At 62.8% G+C, this 20259-nt stretch carries 16 protein-coding genes, 2 pseudogenes and 1 other annotated feature; of the genes and pseudogenes, 6 read left to right on the top strand and 12 right to left on the bottom strand.

Annotated features, from left to right (window positions below; translation table 11 throughout):
• Positions 1-15: 15 nt before the first annotated feature.
• Positions 16-1035, bottom strand: a complete 1020-nt coding sequence (locus tag LB543_RS06225) for an LLM class flavin-dependent oxidoreductase (protein WP_224613454.1) — start codon at positions 1033-1035, stop codon at positions 16-18.
• Positions 1036-1156: 121 nt separating this feature from the next.
• On the opposite strand from LB543_RS06225, the gene LB543_RS06220 reads away from it, so the two are divergent.
• Positions 1157-2242, top strand: a complete 1086-nt coding sequence (locus tag LB543_RS06220) for a CaiB/BaiF CoA transferase family protein (protein WP_224613453.1) — start codon at positions 1157-1159, stop codon at positions 2240-2242.
• An 82-nt stretch (positions 2243-2324) separates the two neighbouring features.
• On the top strand, positions 2325-2825 hold the full coding sequence (locus LB543_RS06215) for a peptide deformylase (protein ID WP_224613452.1): 501 nt from the start codon (positions 2325-2327) through the stop codon (positions 2823-2825).
• A 138-nt stretch (positions 2826-2963) separates the two neighbouring features.
• Here the strand turns inward: LB543_RS06215 and LB543_RS06210 are convergent, their stop codons facing one another.
• Positions 2964-3242 (bottom strand): hypothetical protein, encoded by a 279-nt coding sequence (locus LB543_RS06210; protein ID WP_140763821.1) that lies wholly within the window; start codon positions 3240-3242, stop codon positions 2964-2966.
• A 115-nt stretch (positions 3243-3357) separates the two neighbouring features.
• Positions 3358-3651 carry a hypothetical protein gene (locus LB543_RS06205; protein WP_224613451.1) on the bottom strand — a complete coding sequence of 98 codons (294 nt, stop codon included), beginning with the start codon at positions 3649-3651 and terminating at the stop codon, positions 3358-3360.
• A 138-nt stretch (positions 3652-3789) separates the two neighbouring features.
• On the opposite strand from LB543_RS06205, the gene LB543_RS06200 reads away from it, so the two are divergent.
• Entirely contained in the window at positions 3790-4197 is a 408-nt protein-coding gene (locus tag LB543_RS06200; protein ID WP_224613450.1) for a hypothetical protein, read from the top strand.
• A 65-nt stretch (positions 4198-4262) separates the two neighbouring features.
• Entirely contained in the window at positions 4263-5453 is a 1191-nt protein-coding gene (locus LB543_RS06195) for an NADH-quinone oxidoreductase subunit D (protein WP_224613449.1), read from the top strand.
• Between the two features lie 61 nt (positions 5454-5514).
• On the opposite strand, the pseudogene LB543_RS34150 reads toward LB543_RS06195, so the two are convergent.
• Both LB543_RS34150 and LB543_RS34145 read right to left on the bottom strand, forming a co-directional pair.
• A pseudogene (locus LB543_RS34150) lies at positions 5515-7083 on the bottom strand (autotransporter outer membrane beta-barrel domain-containing protein); the annotation flags it as partial.
• A gap of 6 nt (positions 7084-7089) precedes the next feature.
• Positions 7090-8532: pseudogene (locus LB543_RS34145) on the bottom strand (beta strand repeat-containing protein); the annotation flags it as partial.
• Positions 8533-10474: 1942 nt separating this feature from the next.
• Positions 10475-10530: a sequence feature (sul1 is cis-regulatory element that is thought to sense ions involved in sulfur or methionine metabolism; They are found in Alphaproteobacteria), on the top strand.
• Between the two features lie 65 nt (positions 10531-10595).
• On the opposite strand from LB543_RS34145, the gene LB543_RS06185 reads away from it, so the two are divergent.
• Positions 10596-12086, top strand: a complete 1491-nt coding sequence (locus LB543_RS06185) for a SulP family inorganic anion transporter (RefSeq protein ID WP_224613447.1) — start codon at positions 10596-10598, stop codon at positions 12084-12086.
• A 38-nt stretch (positions 12087-12124) separates the two neighbouring features.
• On the opposite strand, the gene LB543_RS06180 is transcribed toward LB543_RS06185, so the two are convergent.
• Together LB543_RS06180 and LB543_RS06175 are read right to left on the bottom strand one after the other, a co-directional pair.
• Positions 12125-12886: a DUF4336 domain-containing protein gene (locus tag LB543_RS06180; RefSeq protein WP_224613446.1), complete on the bottom strand. Its 762-nt coding sequence runs from the start codon at positions 12884-12886 to the stop codon at positions 12125-12127.
• Positions 12873-13424 carry a MarR family transcriptional regulator gene (locus tag LB543_RS06175; protein ID WP_224613445.1) on the bottom strand — a complete coding sequence of 184 codons (552 nt, stop codon included), beginning with the start codon at positions 13422-13424 and terminating at the stop codon, positions 12873-12875. Before LB543_RS06175 ends, LB543_RS06180 begins: the two co-directional genes overlap by 14 nt.
• A gap of 226 nt (positions 13425-13650) precedes the next feature.
• Here LB543_RS06175 and LB543_RS06170 point away from each other — a divergent pair, with 226 nt between their 5' ends.
• A complete protein-coding gene (locus LB543_RS06170) occupies positions 13651-15426 on the top strand; it encodes a chloride channel protein (RefSeq protein WP_224613444.1) in 1776 nt (591 codons plus the stop codon).
• 172 nt (positions 15427-15598) lie between these two features.
• On the opposite strand, the gene LB543_RS06165 is transcribed toward LB543_RS06170, so the two are convergent.
• Genes LB543_RS06165 through LB543_RS06145 form a run of 5 tightly spaced genes read right to left on the bottom strand, consistent with a single transcriptional unit; the run spans position 15599 to position 20231 of the window.
• A complete protein-coding gene (locus tag LB543_RS06165; protein ID WP_224613443.1) occupies positions 15599-16513 on the bottom strand; it encodes a dihydrodipicolinate synthase family protein in 915 nt (304 codons plus the stop codon).
• A 34-nt stretch (positions 16514-16547) separates the two neighbouring features.
• On the bottom strand, positions 16548-17432 hold the full coding sequence (locus tag LB543_RS06160; RefSeq protein ID WP_224613442.1) for a shikimate dehydrogenase family protein: 885 nt from the start codon (positions 17430-17432) through the stop codon (positions 16548-16550).
• Entirely contained in the window at positions 17429-18724 is a 1296-nt protein-coding gene (locus tag LB543_RS06155; RefSeq protein WP_224613441.1) for a TRAP transporter large permease, read from the bottom strand. The genes LB543_RS06160 and LB543_RS06155 overlap by 4 nt, the downstream gene beginning before the upstream one ends.
• Positions 18721-19218: a TRAP transporter small permease gene (locus LB543_RS06150; protein ID WP_224596975.1), complete on the bottom strand. Its 498-nt coding sequence runs from the start codon at positions 19216-19218 to the stop codon at positions 18721-18723. The genes LB543_RS06155 and LB543_RS06150 overlap by 4 nt, the downstream gene beginning before the upstream one ends.
• Positions 19219-19232: 14 nt before the next feature.
• Positions 19233-20231, bottom strand: coding sequence for a sialic acid TRAP transporter substrate-binding protein SiaP (locus LB543_RS06145; RefSeq protein ID WP_224613440.1), 999 nt, complete (start codon positions 20229-20231; stop codon positions 19233-19235).
• Between the last annotated feature and the right edge of the window lie 28 nt (positions 20232-20259).

Here is a 20259-nt window from a genome sequence, read left to right as displayed (position 1 = left end):
CGCTCGCCGCATGGGTCAGCGCCAGCCGAGCGCCGGCGCGACATGGGTGAGGATCGCCTCGATGACATGGGCGTTGTAGTCGACGCCGAGCTGGTTGGGAACCGTGAGCAGCAGCGTATCGGCCTCGGCGATCGCCTCGTCCTGCGCCAGCTCCTTGATCAGCACGTCCGGCTCTGCGGCGTAGCTGCGGCCGAAGATCGCCCGGGTGTTTTCCTCGATGAAGCCGATCTGGTCGCGGCTTTCATTGCCGCCGAAATAGGCGCGGTCGCGGTCGTCGACCAGCGCGAAGATGCTGCGGCTCACCGAAACGCGCGGTTCGCGTTTATGCCCCGCCGCCTTCCAGGCCTCGCGATAGATGCGGATCTGCTCGGCCTGCTGGACATGGAACGGCTTGCCGCTCTCGTCGAATTTCAGCGTCGAGCTCTGCAGGTTCATGCCGAGCTTTGCCGCCCATTCCGAAGTGGCGTTGGTGGCGGCACCCCACCAGATGCGCTCGCGCAGGCCCTGCGAATGCGGCTCGAGCCTGAGCAGCCCCGGCGGATTGGGAAACATCGGCCTTGGATTGGGCTGGGCGAACCCCTCGCCGCGCAGCGTGTCGAGAAAAACCTCGGCGTGATGGCGCGCCATGTCGGCGTCGCTCTTGTCTTCCTGCGGCACGTAGCCGAAGTAACGCCAGCCGTCGATCACCTGCTCGGGCGAGCCGCGGCTGATGCCGAGCTGCAGGCGTCCGCCGGCGATGATGTCGGCGGCACCCGCGTCCTCGGCCATGTAAAGCGGATTTTCGTAACGCATGTCGATGACGGCCGTACCGATCTCGATGCGGCTGGTCTTGGCGCCGACGGCCGCCAGCAGCGGAAATGGCGAGGCGAGCTGGCGGGCGAAATGATGGACGCGAAAATAGGCGCCGTCCGCGCCAAGCTGCTCGGCCGCGACCGCGAGATCGATGGATTGCAGCAGCGCGTCCGAGGCCGAACGCACCTGCGATTGCGACGAGGGCGTCCAGTGCCCGAATGACAGGAAACCGATTTTCTTCATCGCCGTGAAGTATATGCGAGCGGCACGTGCTTCAATGGCAAAAGAGCGGGGTTACACACCGTCGCCCTCTCGGTGCCAAAGTTCGCAAAGCACCAAAGAGTTGACCGCTGTGGAGGATGGGATGCTCAGGGGAATTCGCATCGTCGAGATCGAGGCGCTGGGGCCGGCGCCCTTCGCCGGCATGCTGCTCGCCGATCTTGGCGCCGATGTCATCGTCGTCCATCGCAAGCGGGCGTCCATGCCGGGCGCGCCCAAGCGCTCGCTGCTCGATCGCGGCAAGCGCTCCATCGCCCTCGACCTCAAGGATGCCGGGGACGTGGCCGTGCTGATGCGCCTGATCGCCACCGCAGACGGGCTGATCGAGGGGTTTCGGCCCGGCGTCATGGAACGTCTCGGGCTCGGCCCGGATGCCTGCCTCGCCGACAACTCGCGCCTGGTCTACGGCCGCATGACTGGCTGGGGCCAGGACGGACCGCTGGCCTCCACCGCGGGACACGACATGAACTATGTCGGCGTATCGGGCGCGCTCTGGTACGCCTCCTTGCCGGGAGAACCACCCATGGCGCCGCCGACGCTGGTCGGCGACATAGGCGGCGGCGCGCTCTATCTGGCGATCGGCATGCTGGCCGGCATCATGAATGCCCGCGCCGGCGGCAAAGGCACCGTCGTCGATGCCGCGATCGTCGACGGCTCGGCCCACATGATGAACCTGCTGATGTCGCTCGGCCAGTCCGGCGCGCTCGCAGCCGAGCGCGGCCAAAGCCTGCTCGACGGACCGCATTGGTGCCGTGTCTACCGGACATCGGACAGCGGGTTCATCAGCGTCCAGTGCATCGAGCCGAAATTCTACGCGCTCTTCCTCGACAGGCTTGGCCTGTCGGCCGATCCGCAATTCGCCAACCAGTTCGATCGCGATCTGTGGCCGAAACTCGGCGACCGGCTGGCAGCGATCTTTGCCACGAGACCTCGCGCCGAATGGGTCAAACTGTTCGAAGGGTCCGACGCCTGCATCGGTCCAGTCCTCAGCCCCCATGAAGCAGCACTGCATCCGCACATGACCGCGCGCGGCACATGGCAGACAGTGGACGGCGTCCTGCAGGCGGCGGCCGCGCCGCGCTTTTCCGGATGGGAACAAAAGACATCGGCCAAAAGCCCTGCGCGCGGTGAACACGATGCCGAAATCCGCGCGGGCCTGGCGGAACCGTGATGACGGCATGCTAAAGCTATGCCAGTGTTCGCTGGCCGCCTATGGCCTCACTCGAAGATGATTGGCAGATAGGACGAGGTCCGTGGCGGTTCGACCGATCTTGAAGTTCCCCAATCCCCTCCTCCGCGCCGTGGCGGAGCCGGTAAAGCTGTTCGACGGCGACCTGCACGGTTTGGCCAGCGACCTCATCGACACCATGCACGCAGCCCCCGGGATCGGCATCACAGGCCCGCATGTCGGCATCTTGAAACGCCTGGTCGTGATCCAGCTTCCTTCCGCCACAAAGCCGGGAATCTACGCAAATCCATCTGTCATCCAGGCCTCGACCGAGATGATCCGTCATGCGGAAGGCAGTATTTCGATGCCCGGCATCACCGAGGATATCGATCGGCACGCCCGCATACGCGTCCGCTATCAGGATCTGGATGGCAATGAGCGGTTCGAGGACGCCGAGGGCCTGCTGGCGGTCTGCCACCAGCATGAGATCGATCAGCTCGACGGGCTCTTCTGGACGCACAGGCTGACGCGTCTCAAGCGCGACCGGCTGATCAAGCGCTACGGCAAGCTGATGCGAGCCTCGTAGCGCCGTACCCGCAGGAGAAGCGCGCGATCGCGGCTCGGGATGGGGGCTTGCCGTCCTGGACAACGTCACGCCGGCCGCTGTCCGCGCCGGCGCACCGTGTCCCGTTCGCAACGGGCTGGCCTGATGGCCGGCAGCCGATTATTTCCCGCAGTGGTGATCGTTGATCTTGTTTATCGCGAACGCGTCCGGTCCTGTCCGGTGGTAGGAACAGGCCCCGGCAGCCGTCGTGAACAACTGCTGGTCGTAATAGCGCGGGCCGCCGAACAGGAAGTCGATGAGATCGTCATTGGCCGGAACGTAGCGTTCCTGTTCGGCTTGTTGATAATGACGGTGCCTGGCCCCCGCGAATGCCGACGAGGACATGCCGCAGCCCATTGCGAGAGCAAGAGCGCAGATCGCTAACCGTTTGGTCGTCATCGCAAACACCCTTCTGTTCGGATTCGATCTTATATCCAAATCGTCAGGCGGCGAAAAGTTCCTGAGCAGTCGCCAGCTGGAGAGGCCCGTGTCGCCAGGGTACATCCTGCTGGACTCACATTGATCCGCCTGGAGCAGCTTCCAAGATTTCGTGACGATGATCCATTGGGCAAGTTAGCGTGGCACCAGCGGCGTTGCGCCGAGCGCGAGCCACCGCTGTGGTGACAACGGCAAACACCAGGAAGAAGAGGATGCCCGGATCGGCGCTGCCAGCTGACACAGAGCCGGCTATTATGCTGGCGAGGGATGCGTTTCTGACGCTTGTGACCACGGCATCCGGTTCCGGCTCCATCCACTGCCGCACGCGACCGGTTCCGCTGACCAGGACACCCAGCAAGATCACCATCATCAGCGATCCGCTCGGGCGGCAAGCGGAACGATTGAACAGGCGGAAACGATTGAAATCGCGCGGCGGCCGTCGTGGCAGGGAACCATCACTCGGCACAAGGGTTGTGTTCGACGTTTCGAAAAAATGCAGGGAACGACGATGCGGATGTTGATGATAGTTGCCGCGCTTTCCGGAGTGGTCGTCACGCAGCCCCTCTACGGGCAAGCCGTCAACCCGCAGGTTCCTCAGACACCCGTTCCTCAGATGACGCCCTTGGAGCCCCAGCCGGATCAGATACCGCTGCCCGGGCAAGGAACTGCTGACCAGAATTTCACCGATGTTGCCGTTGTCGCCGTCGAGGATCTGCCCGCGGAAATCAAAGCGCAGGCGGAAGCCGTGATTACCCAGACCAGCGCGGAAGATCTGCTGCGGCTGCAGCACTCCATCGATGCATCGCCTCAGGCAACAACGGCGCTGAGGGCGAACGGGCTCAACTCTTCACAGGTCGTGGCCGCCAACATCGATGGTGACGGCACGCTGACCCTGATCATCCAGACGACAACTTGATCGGCACCCCGAACGATACGGCCGCGCCGTGAAGCAATGAAACGCAGATATCGCCGAGAGCCGCCATGGCCGAAGCCGCTGTTCGCAACTTCACCATCAATTTCGGACCCCAGCATCCGTCGGCCCACGGGGTTCTACGGTTGGTGCTGGAACTGGATGGCGAGATCGTCGACCGTGCCGATCCCCATATCGGCCTGCTCCATCGCGGCACGGAAAAGCTCATAGAATACAAGAACTATCTGCAGGCCCTGCCCTATTTCGACCGCTTGGATTACGTCGCACCGATGAATCAGGAGCATGCCTTCTGCCTCGCCGCCGAGAAATTGCTCCAGATATCGGTGCCAAGGCGTGGGCAGCTTATCCGCGTCCTGTTTTGCGAAATCGGCCGGCTTCTGTCGCATCTCCTCAACGTCACGACCCAGGCCATGGACATAGGCGCCCTGACTCCGCCGCTCTGGGGTTTCGCGGAGCGTGAGAAATTGATGGTCTTCTACGAGCGCACCTCCGGCGCCCGCATGCATGCGAATTATTTCAGGATTGGAGGCGTGCACCAGGACCTGCCTGCCGCGCTTCTTGACGACATCTGGGATTTTTGCGACCCGTTCCTCAAGGTCTGCGACAATCTTGACGGCCTGCTCACCAACAGTCGTATTTTCAAGCAGCGCAATGTCGATGTTGGCGCGATTGGCCTCGACGACGCCTGGGCCTGGGGCTTCTCCGGCGTGATGGTACGCGGGTCCGGGGCGCCATGGGACCTGCGCAAGGCACAGCCATACGAATGCTATCCCGAGATGGATTTCGATATTCCCGTCGGCAAGAATGGAGACTGTTACGACCGTTACCTGGTTCGCATGGAGGAAATGCGCCAATCGGTCCGGATCATGAAGCAATGCCTGGAAAAGCTGCGCGCGCCCGAAGGCCAAGGGCCTGTGGCAATTCCGAACCAGAAGATCACACCGCCACCGCGCGCCAAGATGAAACGATCGATGGAAGCGACCATCCACCATTTCAAACTTTATACCGAGGGCCTTCGTGTGCCGGCCGGAGAAGTCTACGCCGCCGTCGAAGCGCCGAAAGGGGAATTTGGCGTCTATCTGGTTTCGAACGGAAGCAATGTTCCCTATCGATGCAAGATACGCGCGCCGTCCTTTGCCCACCTGCAGGCGATGGATTTCCTATCCAGGGGTCACATGATCGCCGATGTCGCCGCAATCATCGGATCCCTCGACATCGTCTTCGGCGAGATCGATCGCTGATCAATGCGCGGATCCGCGCTGCATCGCTCATCATCAACCCGAAAGTCGCAGCAGCGCTCGCCTACCAGCGCACGCTGAAGCCGAGCTTGGCGCCGATGGAATTGCTGTCGCCGAACTTCTCGAGACTGGTCTTGGCGATCGCCTCGCCGAAGACCGCGTATTTCCCGTCGCCAAAGTCGAGCGAGCCGCCAAGGCCGACACCACCCCACAGCGTCTGGTTCTGGCTGATCAGCCGCACGCCGGAGACATCGACATCGGTTCCGTCGAGGAAATCGTAATAGAGGTTGGCGATGCCATAGATGTGTGTGCGGCTGACCTGCCCGGCGCTGTCGGCCCACTGGTCCTCATAGTCGGCGGAGACACCGAGGCGGCCGACCAGGCTGTCGTCGCTGCCATGCGATACGACCGCGCCGAACTTGTCGGTGAAGGTGTCGAAGCGGACCGACGAGTAGGCGAGTTGCGCCTGTGGGGTCAGCGACCACTTGCCGGTGAGTGCAACCTTCTGTCCGCTCTCGACGCTCAGCGCATAGCCGAAGCCGTTGTTGCCGTCGGCAAGCGTGGTGCCCAGCGTGGCGGAGCGGATGTCGCTGTCATACCAGGTCACCTGCGCCTGTGTGTCGACATAGAAGCCGCTGTCGCCAAACCAGGTCAGCGAGCCGCCGACGCCGTAGCCGGTGGCCTTGATCGAGCCGACGCCGAAGGTCGACGAGACATCGGATGAGGCGGTGCCGTAATTGACCACGATCCCGCCGATCAGGACGCCGGCCTGGCTCTCGTGAAGCTGGCCGTCGACACCTGCCTGGAACTTCCAGGTCGTCACGTCATAGTCGGTGCCGGAGGTCGACGTCTTCGGGTCGAGCTTCGTATGAGCCGCCTCGATGCGGGCCCAGATGGCCTTGCCATCGACCGGCCCCTGTCCCGGGACGTCGGCCCCTTCGGGCGTCGCACCCTCGCCCCAGGTTCTGTTGCCGATGCGCTGCTGCAGTGTGCCGAGCTCGTTCAGGCTCTGCAACACGCCGGCATAGGCCTCGTAGATCGGCACGGCCGGCGAATAGAGCGGCTGCGGCTGGCCGTTGATCAGAGCCGACCGCAGATACCAGTCGCCGTCCGTCGGGGTACTTACGCCGTTCTTGTAGAGCCGGTAGGCATAGGCGCCACCGACGACCGCCTGGTCGCCCTGGAAGACATAATCGCCGGCGAGCGAGAAGGTGCCAGCCGAGGTGCCGCCGACATCGATGATCTTGATGCCTTCAACCGTCTGCGCGCCGCCGCCGCCGAGATTGGCGACCTTGAGCGTCGTGGTGCCGGCCGTGTCGCCGGTGACGACCAGCCGGTCGGTGGCCGAAGCATCGCCGCCGAGCACGGTCTCGATCTCCAGCGTGCCACCATTGCCGGTGTAGTTGCCGGCGATGGTGAGCGTGCCCGGCACGCCCGCATTGCCCGCGGCGATCGTGCCGCCTGTCGCGTTGGTGGTATCGCAGACCGTGCCGGTGCCTTCGAGCCGCCCGCCGGCAAGCACGTTGACCGTGCCGCACAGGCTGCCCGAGACATTGACGGTGCCGCCGCCGATCGCGGTGGTGCCGGTGAAGCCGGAAGAGTCTGCCGTCAGCGCCAGCGTGCCGGCGCCGCTCTTGGTCAAGGCGCCGGCGCCGGAGAGCACCCCGTCGAGGGTCAGCGTCGTGGCGGCGTTGGTCGAGATCGTGCCCTGGCCGAGAACGTCGACGGCGCGGCCGCTGGCGAAGCTGGCGGTGGTGTCGAGCGTGCCGCCGTTGAAGGAGAGCCCGCCCGCCGCATCGCCGAGATTGGCATCGGCCGAGACCCGCAGCGTGCCGCCATTGATGGCGGTACCGCCCATGTAGCTGTTGGTGCCGGTCAGCACCAGCGTGCCGGCGTCCGTCTTGACGAGCTGGGTGTCGCCGCTGAGCGCCGAGGCGATGGTGGCCGTGTATCCGGCGCCGGCGCTGGTGCCGTCGCCGACCCTGATGGTCGACTGCGGCCCAACGAGCCCGATATAGCCGCCCTGGATGACATAGCCGTCGGTGGCGAACTGCATGCCGGCGGCCGTCACCTGGCCGAGCCCGTTGTCCACCGTCACCGTGCCGGCGATGCCGGCGAAGATGGCGAAGCCGCCGTCCGAATAGGCGGCGTTGACGACGCCCGTCGTCTCGGTCCAGTTGTCGTTGCCCGACGAACCCTGCCAGGTGCCGTTGCCGCCATTGACGGTGCCGTCGAACTTCGGACCGGCGTCGCCATCCCAATAGTTCAGGTCGAGCCCAGCCGTGTTGACGAGGTTGACCTGGTGGTCGACCGAGGTCTGGACGAAGGTGTTCGACGACGGGATGGAGCCGATCGCAAGCCCGTTGTTGGTCAGCGTGCCGCTGTAGTCGAAGACGCGGTAGATGCCGGGACCGAAGCTGCCGCCGGCCGGCACGTCGACATTGAGCGTGCCGTCGAGAACGAGATTGCCGCCGACCGTGGTGAGGTCGTTGAGCGCGCCGCCGGCGACATTGGCCTGGCCGAAGGAGTAGTTCAGGATCGAGCCGCCGGAGAGCGTCAGGTCGCCGGCGATCGCCAGCGTGCCCGGCGTGCCGTCGGCCGATCCCGGCGACAGCGTGGCGCCATCGGCGATCGCGACGTTGCCACCGATCGTGCCCTTGCCGCCGAGCGCCGCGCCGATCTGTACCGAGGTCGGCCCGGTTGCAGCGCTCTGGTCGCCGTCCACATAGAGCCCGCCCGCCGCGACCGTGGTCGGTCCGGCATAGCTGTTGGTGCCGGTCAGCACCGTCGAACCGCTGCCGATCTGTTTCACGCCGCCGGTGCCCGAGATCAGTCCCGCGAAAGTATAGGCGTCCGACCTGTCGAAGGCGAGTGTGCCGTTGTTCGTCACATCGCCTGTGATCGAGCCCGAAGTGCCGTCATTGCCAAGTTGCAGCGTTCCCGCCGAGATCGTCGTCCCGGCCGAGACCGTAGCGGCACCGCTGAGGATCAGGCTGCCGCCGTTGACGGCAAGCGTGTTGGTGGCGAGGCTGCCATCAATCTCGGCCGAGCCCGAATCCATGGCGGTGCTGTTCATGCCGGTGATCGTGTAGGCGGCGCCGTAGGTGAAGCTGCCCGAGCCAAGATCAAACTTCAGGACACTGTTGCCGCCACCGCTGATATTGCCGTTGATTGCTCCGCCGGTGATGTCCAGTACATTGCTGGCAGCGCTGAGATTGATGTTGCCGGTTACACTGCCGGCCGTGGTGATGGTGGCGGCACCGCCCGCCTGGCTGAGGGCGACGCCCGAGGCCCCGGCGTTGACGGTGGCGCCCGAGCCGATGGTGATGGTGCCGCCCGCAATGGCGTCGCCATGAATCGCGGCGCCCGTGCCCGAACCGCCGGTCACCGTGCCGCCCGTGACGCCGATGTCGTAGGTCCCGGCGCCTTTGTTGCTGGCGAAGAGGCCATCACCGCTGCCGCTGTTCGTGACGGTGCCGCCGCTTACGGCGATGCCGGCGGTGGCGGTGGCGGCAGCATTGTTGACCACGGCGCTGAGGGCGGGGTTGGTGCCGCTTTGGACCGTGACCGTCCCGGCCGTCATGGTGATACCGGCGCTGCCCAGCTCCGACTGGCTCAAGACGCCAGTGCCCGGATTTGCTGTGATGGTGCCGCCATTGATGGTGACACTGGCAGCACCGAAAGAGGTAGCATTGGTGATGCCGGCACGCAGGCCAGCGCCAGCAGCGCCGACGATGCTGACCGAACCGCCGTTCATCGTGATGACGGCATTGCCCGTGCCCTGGTTTTGGGCATAAGCGCCATTGCCTAGCCCTGTATTGATGACCTGCCCGTCATTAAGGGTGATTTGGGCATTGCCGGCACCCACGCTGTTGCCGATCAACGCAAAGAGCGAACCGCCGCCGGCAGAAATGCGTGATGTCACGGTGCCTGTGTCCATCCGCACAATTGCATTGCCGTCAGTGCCGATATTCGCGGCATCAATGCCGTTCGACAAAGTTGCCGTGGACTGAACCGATTGAAAAAGAAGCGCATTGATGACAATATCATTGATATTGTTCGCCCCGCTGACGATGGCGACGGCGCCGGTTCCGGCGGTGGTCTTTTGCGCAACAAGATTGGGATTGTTGAGTATCAGCGTCAGGCCGTTCACGTTATAGCTGATGCCAGGCGCGGGATAGCTGCTCCCCGAGCAAGTGACCACGCCGCCGACCGGCGCGCCACATTCGTTGGCCGCAAAAGCGCTGCGCGGCGCGGACGCCAGCATCGCCATTAGGGCGATCAGCGATGCGGAAGAAAGCGCGGCCCGTAGATTGCAGTTCGGAGAGCCAACTGTCTCCCTGTGGACAGCGCGGACCCTAAATGACGGCATGCCTACTCCTTCGATTCCGCTGTGTGAATTTTGTTTGATACCGCAGCCAATCCGACCGAGCGCCGGCAAGCTGGCTGCCCGCCTGCGCTGTCAAATCTGAAAAGGAACTATCTTCGGCAGGCCCTTGCATCAGCAAGTCGACCAAAGGCAGCGTATCGCAGCCCGCCTAGCCAAGCCGCGCCGCGATCGAGCAAATCCACGAAGCCCCACTGCTGGCATGATGTGCTCCAGCATCGCCCTTTCCTCGACCCCATCGTTCCGCTACACAACCGAATCGGAGATATAAATCAATACCATCAACATCATCACACATCATGTGACTTATAAAGGGGTTAATAGAGTTGTTTCGGATCTACCAAAGTCTATATTAGCCACACAAAATATAATCTCAATCTTACACATGACAGAAGAGTACCCGGGCTTAGCATCGGCAGCCCTGATCGGAAGACGCGCGGCGCAGATGGTCATATGGAAAAACCCGAGCGAACCGAGCCCCTGGGCCAGCGGGACGCGGAGGCGAAGAAAGCGTGCACCGACGTAAGCGCATAATCCGCCGGACCGCCCACGCGCCCGGCACCGAAATGATTTTTTCGCCTTCCAGGTTCTTCAATGTTGCGTTGCAAAAATACTCCACTATAAGCTCGAGCATTCGATTGGACCCGGTGAAATTCCGGGTGGCTCTTCCGGCCGCCGATCCGCCGGATCACGCAACAAAAGTGACAGACAGTCGGCCGCCATGAGCGACGGCTTGCACCTTTGCGGATTCCCTCTCTATGGCTACTGCTTCCTCCCTTCATCGCGACTGGTTTTCCAACCTGCGAGCTGACTTGCTGTCAGGCATTGTCGTTGCGTTGGCATTGATCCCGGAGGCGATCGGGTTCTCGGTTATCGCTGGTGTCGATCCCAAGGTCGGGCTCTACGCTTCGGTCGTCATCGCCTGCGTTATCGCCTTTGTCGGTGGGCGGCCGGCGATGATCTCGGCCGCGACCGCGGCCACCGCTGTCCTCATGGGCCCGCTCGTGCGAGAGCATGGCGTGCAGTATCTCTTTGCCGCCACCATTTTGATGGGCATAATCCAGATCTTCGCCGGGGTTTTGAGGCTCGGACGGATAATGCGGTTCGTTTCCCAGTCTGTCATGACCGGCTTCGTCAACTCGCTTGCCATCCTGATTTTCCTGGCGCAGTTGCCACAGCTCATGAATGTGCCGAAGGCGACATATGGGCTTATCGCGCTCGGGCTCGCGATCATCTACCTCTTGCCCCGGGTGACGAAGACGATCCCGTCGCCGCTGGTGGCAATCGTCGTGATCACGATAGTTAGCCTTGCACTCAAGCTCGACGTGCGAACGGTAGCCAGTCTCGGCCAGCTTCCAACAACCCTGCCCAGCTTTGGCGTGCCCGACGTGCCGCTTACGCTCGAGACGCTCCATATTCTGCTGCCCGTGGCGCTGACCCTTGCTGCTGTTGGACTGCTGGAATCGTTGCTCACGGCGCAGATCGTCGATGACATGACAGACACCACCAGCGACAAGAGCCGCGAGTGCGCGGGGCAAGGCGTCGCGAATATCGCCTCCGCGTTCTTCGGCGGCATGGGCGGCTGCGCGATGATCGGGCAGTCGGTCATCAACGTCTCCTCCGGCGGGCGTGGGCGGCTCTCGACGCTCACCGCTGGCGCCTTCCTGCTGGCGCTGCTCGTGCTGCTGCAAGACGTGCTGGCCGTCGTACCCGTGGCGGCGTTGACGGCGGTGATGATCATGGTTTCGATCAACACATTCTCCTGGCGTTCGCTCGCGCGCCTGCGTACGAACCCATTGCCGTCGTCCATTGTGATGCTGGCAACGGTGGCGGGAGTGGTGACGACGGGCGATCTTTCCGTCGGTGTGATGATCGGAGTGTTGCTCTCAGGCGTGTTCTTCGCGGGAAAGGTCTCGCGGTTGAGCCGCGTCACTTCCACGCTCTCGGCCGACGAGCGCGTGCGCACCTACACGGTCGAGGGGCAAGTGTTCTTTGCGTCGGCGGCCACATTCGTCGAGTCCATCGATGTGGCGGACCCTGTGGAGAAGATCGTCATCGATGTCAGTGCCGCCCACTTCTGGGATATATCCGCGGTGGGTGCACTCGATCGCGTTGTACTGAAAGCACGGCGGCGTGGCCGTGAGGTCGATGTCGTCGGCCTGAATGCAGCCAGCTGCACTATGGTCGATCGTTATGGGGCCCACAAATACGTCAGTCCAATCAGTCCTGTCGTGGTGCAAAATCAGTAGATTCGGACGCGTTCCGCACTTCCTGTCAGGCACCGCCGTCACAGCACCCAGCGGAAGGCGCGCTTGAGTTCCTTGACGCCATCCGCCTCATACCAACGCCCGTGGGAGATGATCACGCGCTCGGGCTGCCAGTTGATCATGCGGCGAACAGCCGACCGCAATGACTTCTGGTGTCGGAAGAAACTCAATCGCATGTCGAATGGCGCTTTTCCGTCCGGGTCGATAACGCCGCCGATTTTCATGAGAACGCGATAGAACCAGCCATGGATGCGTTTTGGCTCGAAATTCTCGATCAAGTCGGTGAGAATCAGGGTTCGTGAAGCGCGATGAAAAAATACCGCCTCCGTGAGCACGTCGCCACTGACAATCAGCATGTCGATTTCTTCCGGCCAAGGCGTATCATGGCCTGTCAACTCCATGTCGACGACGACGCGGCGCTTGGCCCCCTTTTGAAGGCCGGGTACCGCCAGGACCGTTGCGCCCGGCAAACGAGCTTTCCAGTCCGGCAGCCACCAATAGTGAAGCGAATTCGGTGCGATGAGATAGCGGATCGGCCCCAACGCCTCCACCGCCGTCTGGAGGGCCGCTGTGTGACGCACAGGCGAATGAAGAACCAGGTCGCCGCCACGAAGCCGAACAACCGTCATGCGGGTGGTGAACGGCACTTTCAGCCAGCCGAGACCAAACTCGATTTCTGGTCCGTCGACAATCCAGACATCGGCGGCCGCCGGTTTGAGGACATCGATCGGCGCGTATGGTTCCAGCCAGTTATGTTCGCGAGAATGGCTATGAGGTGTCACCCGATCGTTCCATGCTTCTCAGTCGCCTGAGGGACTCGGCGAGCAGCGGCTCGTGTTTGGACATCTCCTGGAGGTGATCGGCAGCCAGGCGTTCAAGCAGCGCCGCCCCTTTGTCCGTCATGACGACAAGCACGCTGCGGCGATCCGTTGAGGATTGTCGGCGTTCGGCGAGGCCAGCGCCGACAAGCCTGTCCACCAATTGCACCGCGCCATTCGGTTGAAGCAACATCTGCCGTGCGAGTTCCTTGATCATAATGGCTTGATCAGGATGTACCCGGATAGCCAGCATCGCCTGGTATTGCTGCGAGGTGACTCCAGCCGCCGAAGCGGCAACTTCACTGAACGCCAAAAACCGGCGAAGCGCATGACGAAATCCAGCCAATCCTTGGTAGGCATTCTCATCCAGGCTTCGGGAACGTTCATCGGACGGATCCACGCTACTGGCGTCGGGGGGTGTTTTTTCCAACTTGGCGCGCCCACGCTTGGTGCCCTTGCCACGGGATGGCTCCGAAAAAGCAGGAGGATCAGTCGCCGTCACTCTTTTCAATGCTCCCAATATATGTCATGGCATGACATATATATCAAGCTGAGCTTGATCACCCAGCGGGTTCGGTTGGTAAGGCCCAGGCCTTCATCCTCCAGTCCATCTTTTCCGGGGCGCATCTTTTATGGCACGCGGCGACACGGCAACGTCCAGCAACTCGAAACCTGGTGAATCAGACGACGGCAAACCTTCCGCGCAAGATGCCTCGCATCGCGCAGCGATGGAAGACGAAGAAAGCCACCGGCTTAGCCTGCTGGTTCTCACCGTCCTCGCGCTCGGTCTTGGCACTGTAACCGGTTTCGGCGCGGTCCTCTTCCGGGAATTGATAGGGCTGCTCCACAATCTCTTCTTCAACGGCACTTTCGCGGTCGGATATGACGCGAACGTGTTCACGGCGCCCAGCCGGTGGGGCGGGTTCATCATTCTGGCACCGGTGATCGGTGCCGTCCTGGTCACGTTCCTCGTCAGCAATTTCGCGCCCGAGGCAAAAGGCCACGGCGTGCCCGAGGTCATGGACGCCATTTACTATCGGGAAGGGAAAATTCGGCCGATCGTGGCGTTGGTCAAGTCGCTGGCTTCGGCCATTGCCATTGGCAGTGGCTCGTCGGTTGGCCGCGAGGGTCCGATAATCCAGATCGGATCAGCGCTCGGATCGACATTGGGGCAGATCATCCACATGCCGGTCGGCCAGCGTATCGCGATGGTCGCCGCGGGTGCCGGTGCGGGTATAGCGGCTACGTTCAATACGCCGATCGGGGGCGTGATGTTCGCGATCGAGTTGATGATGCCCGAAGTGAGTGTCAGCACTTTCCTTCCGGTCGCCATCGCAACTGGCGCCGCGACCTTCGTGGGCCGCTGGTTCATTGGCCCGCAGCCGGCATTTGCCGTGCCGCCATTGCAGGCCCTGACCACGGATGGCAACGCAGTCATGCTGCTTGTGCTCTATGCCGCCCTCGGCGGTGTGACCGGAGTGGCGGCCGCCGGCTTCATCCGCAGCCTGCATTTGGCCGAGGACTGGTTCGACAAAATCCCCGGGCGATACACGCGCCACATACTCGGAATGCTGCTGCTAGGGCTCCTGATGTATGTTCTCTTCGTCACGCTCGGACAGTATTACGTCGATGGCGTGGGCTATGCGACGATCGAGAGCATCCTGGTCGGTCACACCTCGGCTGTATGGCTGCTCGGTCTTTTGTTGGCTTGCAAGGCGGCAGCCACATCGATCAGTCTAGGCTCGGGGTCTTCCGGCGGCATCTTCTCGCCTTCGCTGTTCATGGGCGCCACTTTGGGCGGCGGCTTCGCCGCGCTGCTGCAGGCGACAGGCATTCCGATCCCCCTCAGCATTCCGGCCTTTGCCATGGTCGGCATGGGGGCGATGGTCGGCGGCGGTACGGGGGCTGTGATGACCGCCATCACCATGACCTTCGAGATGACCCGCGAGTATGACATCGTCATGCCGATGATCCTGGCCGTCGCCACCAGTGTCGGCGTCCGACGACTGCTTTCGCGTGAAAACATCTACACGTTGAAGCTGGTCCGTCGGGGGCGTGCCATTCCCAAGGCGCTGCACGCCAACATGTTCCTGGTTCGCCATGCCCGCGAAGTGATGGATGCGGACATACTGGTGCTGCCGGCGGAGCACAGCTTCGATGGCTTTCTGCGCGAGCATGAAGCGGAGGGCAGACTTCGTCATGTGGTGGTCATCAAAAATGGCCAGATCTTCGGTGTGCTCCGCGTCAACACCGGGCTGCGGCGCGGGCTCGAAGGCGCGCATACCGGTGTCACGCTCGCGGACATCGCCAGCCGCGACTACACGATTGTCGGCGAGAACATGATCGTCTCCGACGTGATCGAACGGATCTGGCGGAAGAACGCATTCATGGCCGTCGTCGTGCAGGGACACGGAATTCCTCGAGAAGACGACGTTGTCGGCGTCATCACCAGGGAGCATGTCGCCAACTCCGTAGCCGACGGACTGAAGATCTATCCCAGATAACGATCGGGACCAGCCCTCCAGTGGCGGTTTAGTCGCCCGGGGATTGGATATGCGATCCTCTCGACCGATCTACAGCATGTCGCCGCGAATGGGATTCGCCCGACCTGCTGTAGGCTTCTGATTTTATGCATGTCGTTATCCCGGAACCGAGGACACTTCCGGGCGACATGCATTAGCCAGCGCTTGGCGATGCTCTGCCATCCGCCGGCCGCAACCGATCTCGAACCAGCACGGCTATTTCTTCGCAAGCCCTCAAACCGCCCACGTCATGGATCGGGTCGAGGGGCGCGCGCACGCGTGACCAGACAGGGTCGCCCGTCGTTACGGCCAGAACGGCCTTGACCGCCGGCACGACCGGCAATTTGAGCAATCTTTCGAGAATGTCATCGATCAGCGGGACGTCCTCCCCGCGCACCAGCGTCGCGATCAGTTCGGGAGCGAAATTCGCCACGCCGCTGATCGAGCCGCTGGCGCCGGCCCGCACGGCGCGCGCCAGATCTCCTTCGTGGCCGACGAGGATGGCGAGATCCCGGTGTTCCGCCAGCAAAGCGGTCGTCTGCTGCCAGTCGCCACTGGAATCCTTGACGCCGGCGATGGCTTGCGGAAACGCAAGCCGTAGTCGGGCGACGAGGCTTGGGCCGATGCTCACGCCGGTCAAACCTGGAATGTTGTAGAGGATGACATCGCGGCAAGCCGGTCCGACACGTTCCAATACTTCCGCGAACCAGCGGTAGACACCTTCCTCCGTCGGCTGCTTGAAATAGAAGGGAGGTGTCAGAAGGATGCCAGCGCAACCCGCATCGAGCGATCGCCGGGCATGGTCGCCCGCATCTTGCGACGACGGCCCGTAAACGCATTCGACCAGACCGCCCGCGTCGACCCCGGCGGCGGCCATACGCTCATAGAGCGGAGCGCGGGCCGAGGTCGAAATGGAAATGCCTTCGCCGGTCGTGCCGAAGGCAGTCACCACCCGCATGCCCTGCCCCAGAAGGTATTTGGCGTGGGCGCCGAAACGGGGCCAGTCGATTGCGCCTCTATGGTCGAACGGCGTCGCCAGTGCCGCGCTGACACCGATTTTCTTGCGCATGGGATGATCGTCGAACACTGCGGATAATCCTTGGTCAGTTGGGAGGTGTTTCGAGAAGCATTCGGCGCAAGGCGCCAAGATCGGCCGGCACCTGTCCGGTGAAGATGCCGAAGGCGTCGATGCCTTGATGGAAGAACAGTTCGTAGCCGCTGAGCACCTCGAGGCCCGCCGCCTCCGCCTGCCGTTTGAACAGCGTGTTGACCGGCGTGTAGATGGCGTCGAACGCCCAGCGCTGCGCTCCGAGCAATTCCGGCGGGACCGGAGACCCGGGATGGCCGATCATGCCGAGCGGCGTGCAATTGACGACGCCTTCCGCTCCGCCCATCGCCGTGCGGATAGCATCGCTGGATGACGTTTTGACGGCGCCATGCGAGGCTGTCGCGATCGCGGTCGCAAGCGAGCGCGCCTTCTCTGCATCGCTGTCGACGACAGTCAGGGCCTCGGCGCCGAGCGCCAGCAGCCCGAAGGCCACGGCCTTGCCGACACCGCCGGCTCCGATCAGGCAGACGTTGCCCGGCGCCGTGTCGCCAAAAGTCTCGCGATAGGCGGCGATGAAACCGGTATGGTCGGTATTATAGCCGCTTGCGCCCCGCGGCCCGAACAGCACCGTGTTGACCGAACCTATCCGTCTGGTCAGGTCGTCGTCTATGCGCAGCCTGGAGGCCACCATCTCCTTGTAGGGATAGGTGACATTGATGCCGCGAAGACCGCTGTCGCGGCAGGCGTCGAATACGGCGTCGAAATCCTTGCCCATGTCGCGCGGGATGAAGAGGTCGTAGCTGACGTCCAGACCGAGGAGTCGGCCGGCGAGACGATGCAGGTCCGGCGAACGCGAGCGCTTTATGTTGTCGCCGATCAGCCCAAGCCTGACCGGGCCGGTGAGGCCGGCGCTTCGGCGATCGTGCGGAGCCGTGCTCATCCCTGGTATCCGAACTGCCTCGGCAGCCACAATACGATTTCCGGAAACAGCATCATCAGCAGCAGCGCAACGACCAGCACGCCGATGAACAGCCAGATCTCGCTGATGATTTCGCGCAGCGGAATGCGCGTCGTCGCATTGATGACGAAGAGCACGACGCCATACGGCGGCGTGATCAGCCCGATCATGGTATTGACCACCACGACGACGCCGAAATGCACCAAGTCGATCCCGAGCAGCCGGCAGGTCGGGATGAACAGCGGTATGATGACCAGGATGATCGTGGACGCGTCGAGCAGACAACCAAGCAGCAGCAGCAGCACGTTGACCATGAACAGGAAAGCGAGCGGGGATATGTGCAGTCCCTGCAACGAGGCTGCCATGTGGGCAGGAATGTTTTCGCTGGCGACGATGTAGTTGAAGATCAGGGCGCCGCCGATGACCAGGCCGACGGCCGCGGACGAGCGCGCGCTTTCTGAAAGGATGGCGTAAAGTCTCCGCCAGCTCAGCGCACGGTAGAAGACGCCGGCCAGGATCAGCGCATAGGCGGCCGCCACGGCCGCCGCTTCGGTCGGCGTCGTCGCGCCACCATAGATGCCGTAGAGCAGGATGACCGGCATAAGCAGCGCCGGAAATGCATTGAGCGTCACCTTCGGCAAGGCTCGCAGAGGCACGGCTTCCTCGACCGCGAAATCGCGCTTGCGGGCGACCCACGCGTTGAGGCCCATCAGCACCACGCCCATCAGCAGGCCGGGCAGGATGCCGCCGAGGAACAGGAAACCGATCGAGGCATCCGAAACCAGCGCGTACATCACCATCGGGATCGACGGCGGGATGATCGGTCCGATGGTCGAAGCGGCGGCGGTGATGGCGGCGGCGTAACCGCGCGGATAACGACCATCTTTCGTCATCATTTCGATGATGATCTTGCCGAGGCCGGCCGCATCGGCAACCGCCGAACCCGACATGCCGGAAAAGATCAGATTGGCGACGACATTGACATGCCCGAGCCCACCGCGCAGGCGCCCTACGATCGCCATGCAGAAGGCCAGCAACCGCTCGCTGATCGTGCCGGCGTTCATGATGTTGGCGGCGACGATGAACAGCGGCACGGCCAGGATGATGAAGCCGTCATAGAGCCCCTGGATGATCTGTTCGGCGGCAAGCCCCAGATCCTGGCCCTTCACGGCAAGGTAGACGATCGCCGCCACGATCATGGAATAGGCGACCGGCGTGCCGATCCCGGCAAGGACGAACAGCGCCAGCAGGCAAAGGGCGAAGGCGACGGTCACAGCGGTGTCGCCTCGTCATGCGGTTCGGGCGCGCCGCCGCGAGCGAGTTGCCATATGCGCAGGGCGTAACGTACGATGACGGCGACGGCGAACAGTCCGTAGACGCTGAACACCACATCGAGCCGAATACGCAGCGTGGCGCTCTTCTTGATCTTGTAGAAGGCGATGTATTCGTATGTCGCCGGCAGCGCCGCCAGGAACCCGGCGACGATCGCCGCCGCCGAAATCAGCGCGAAGACGCGCTGCATGCGGCGGCTGGCGATCAGGTAGAACAGGTCGAACGTCACATGGTCGCGCTCGGTGAGCACGAATGCGGAACTCCAGAACACCAGCCACAGCCATGTCGTCAGGCATACTTCCAGTGTCCATCCGAGCGGATCGTTGATCACGTAGCGCGTGAATATCTGCAGGATGAAGGCGATGAACATGGCGGCGAGAAGCGCCACCGCCACGTTATCGGCCCGCGCCTGCAACCAGCGGATGGTTGCCGACATCGGTCTTTCCCGGCTCAGAGGGCGTTGATCTTGTCGACCATGCCTTCCGGCCAGTCCTTGGCGAAGTCGGACTCCAGATAGGCCTTCTGCACATGTTTGCGGAAGGCGTCGACGTCGGGTGTGTAGACCTTCAAACCCTTGTCCTTGAAGAACTGCTCGAGTTCCGATTCCAGCTTCAGCTGCTTCTGCCGTCCGGACTCGGCCGCATCGTCCGCCGCCTTCTGCACCGCCGCCTGCTGATCCGGTGCAAGGCCGTCCCAGACCTTCTTCGAAAAGGCGAGGTAGTTCAGGTCCACGAGGTGGCTGGTCAGGCAAATCTGCTTGGTGACCTCGTAGAATTTGGAGTCCTTGTCGGATGGCAGCGGATTGTCCTGCCCGTCGATCGCACCGGTCTGCAACGCGGTGTAGATTTCGGTGAACGCCACGGGCACCGGATTGGCGCCGAGCGCCTTGCCCAGAAACTGCCAGGCGTCGGTTCCGGGCATTCTGAGCTTGACGCCGGCCAAATCGTCCGGGGTCTTGATTTCCTTGTCGATGCGAAGGTTCAATTGGCGGCGGCCGAGATACATCACCGTCAAGAGCTTGACGCCGAGTTCATCTTCCACCTTCTTCTTCATCGGGTTCATGAAGTCGGCCGCGAAAACCTTCTTTTGATGCGCGGCGTCACGATGCAGATAGCCGGCGGTGAATATCCCCCATTCGGGATAGAGCGAGGCCAGTTCCTGCGCCGAGGTGATCGACATTTCGAGATTGCCGCGGGCGATTGCTTCCAGCTCGGTGCCTTGCTTGAAAAGTTGGGCGTTCCAGTGTGGCTCGAAAGTGGCGAAGGCGCTAACCGCGGGCGCGAAGACATCGGTCAGCGCCACCGCGCGCTGGTCGCCAGGCGTCGCCGGCGACGAGAGCCGGAGTGTGATCTTGTCCTGCGCCCTCGCGCCGGACGACATCACGGACAAGGCGGCAAATGCCATTGCGGAGCCGCCGAGGAACCGGCGGCGATCGAGGGTGATGGTCATGCTTTCCTCCCTGAATTGCATGGGCGGT

The sequence above is a fragment of the Mesorhizobium sp. ESP7-2 genome, from assembly GCF_020164715.1.
Lineage (GTDB): Bacteria > Pseudomonadota > Alphaproteobacteria > Rhizobiales > Rhizobiaceae > Mesorhizobium.
The sequence above is the reverse complement of the archived record's forward strand: the minus strand, read 5'-3'. Positions and strand labels throughout refer to the sequence as shown.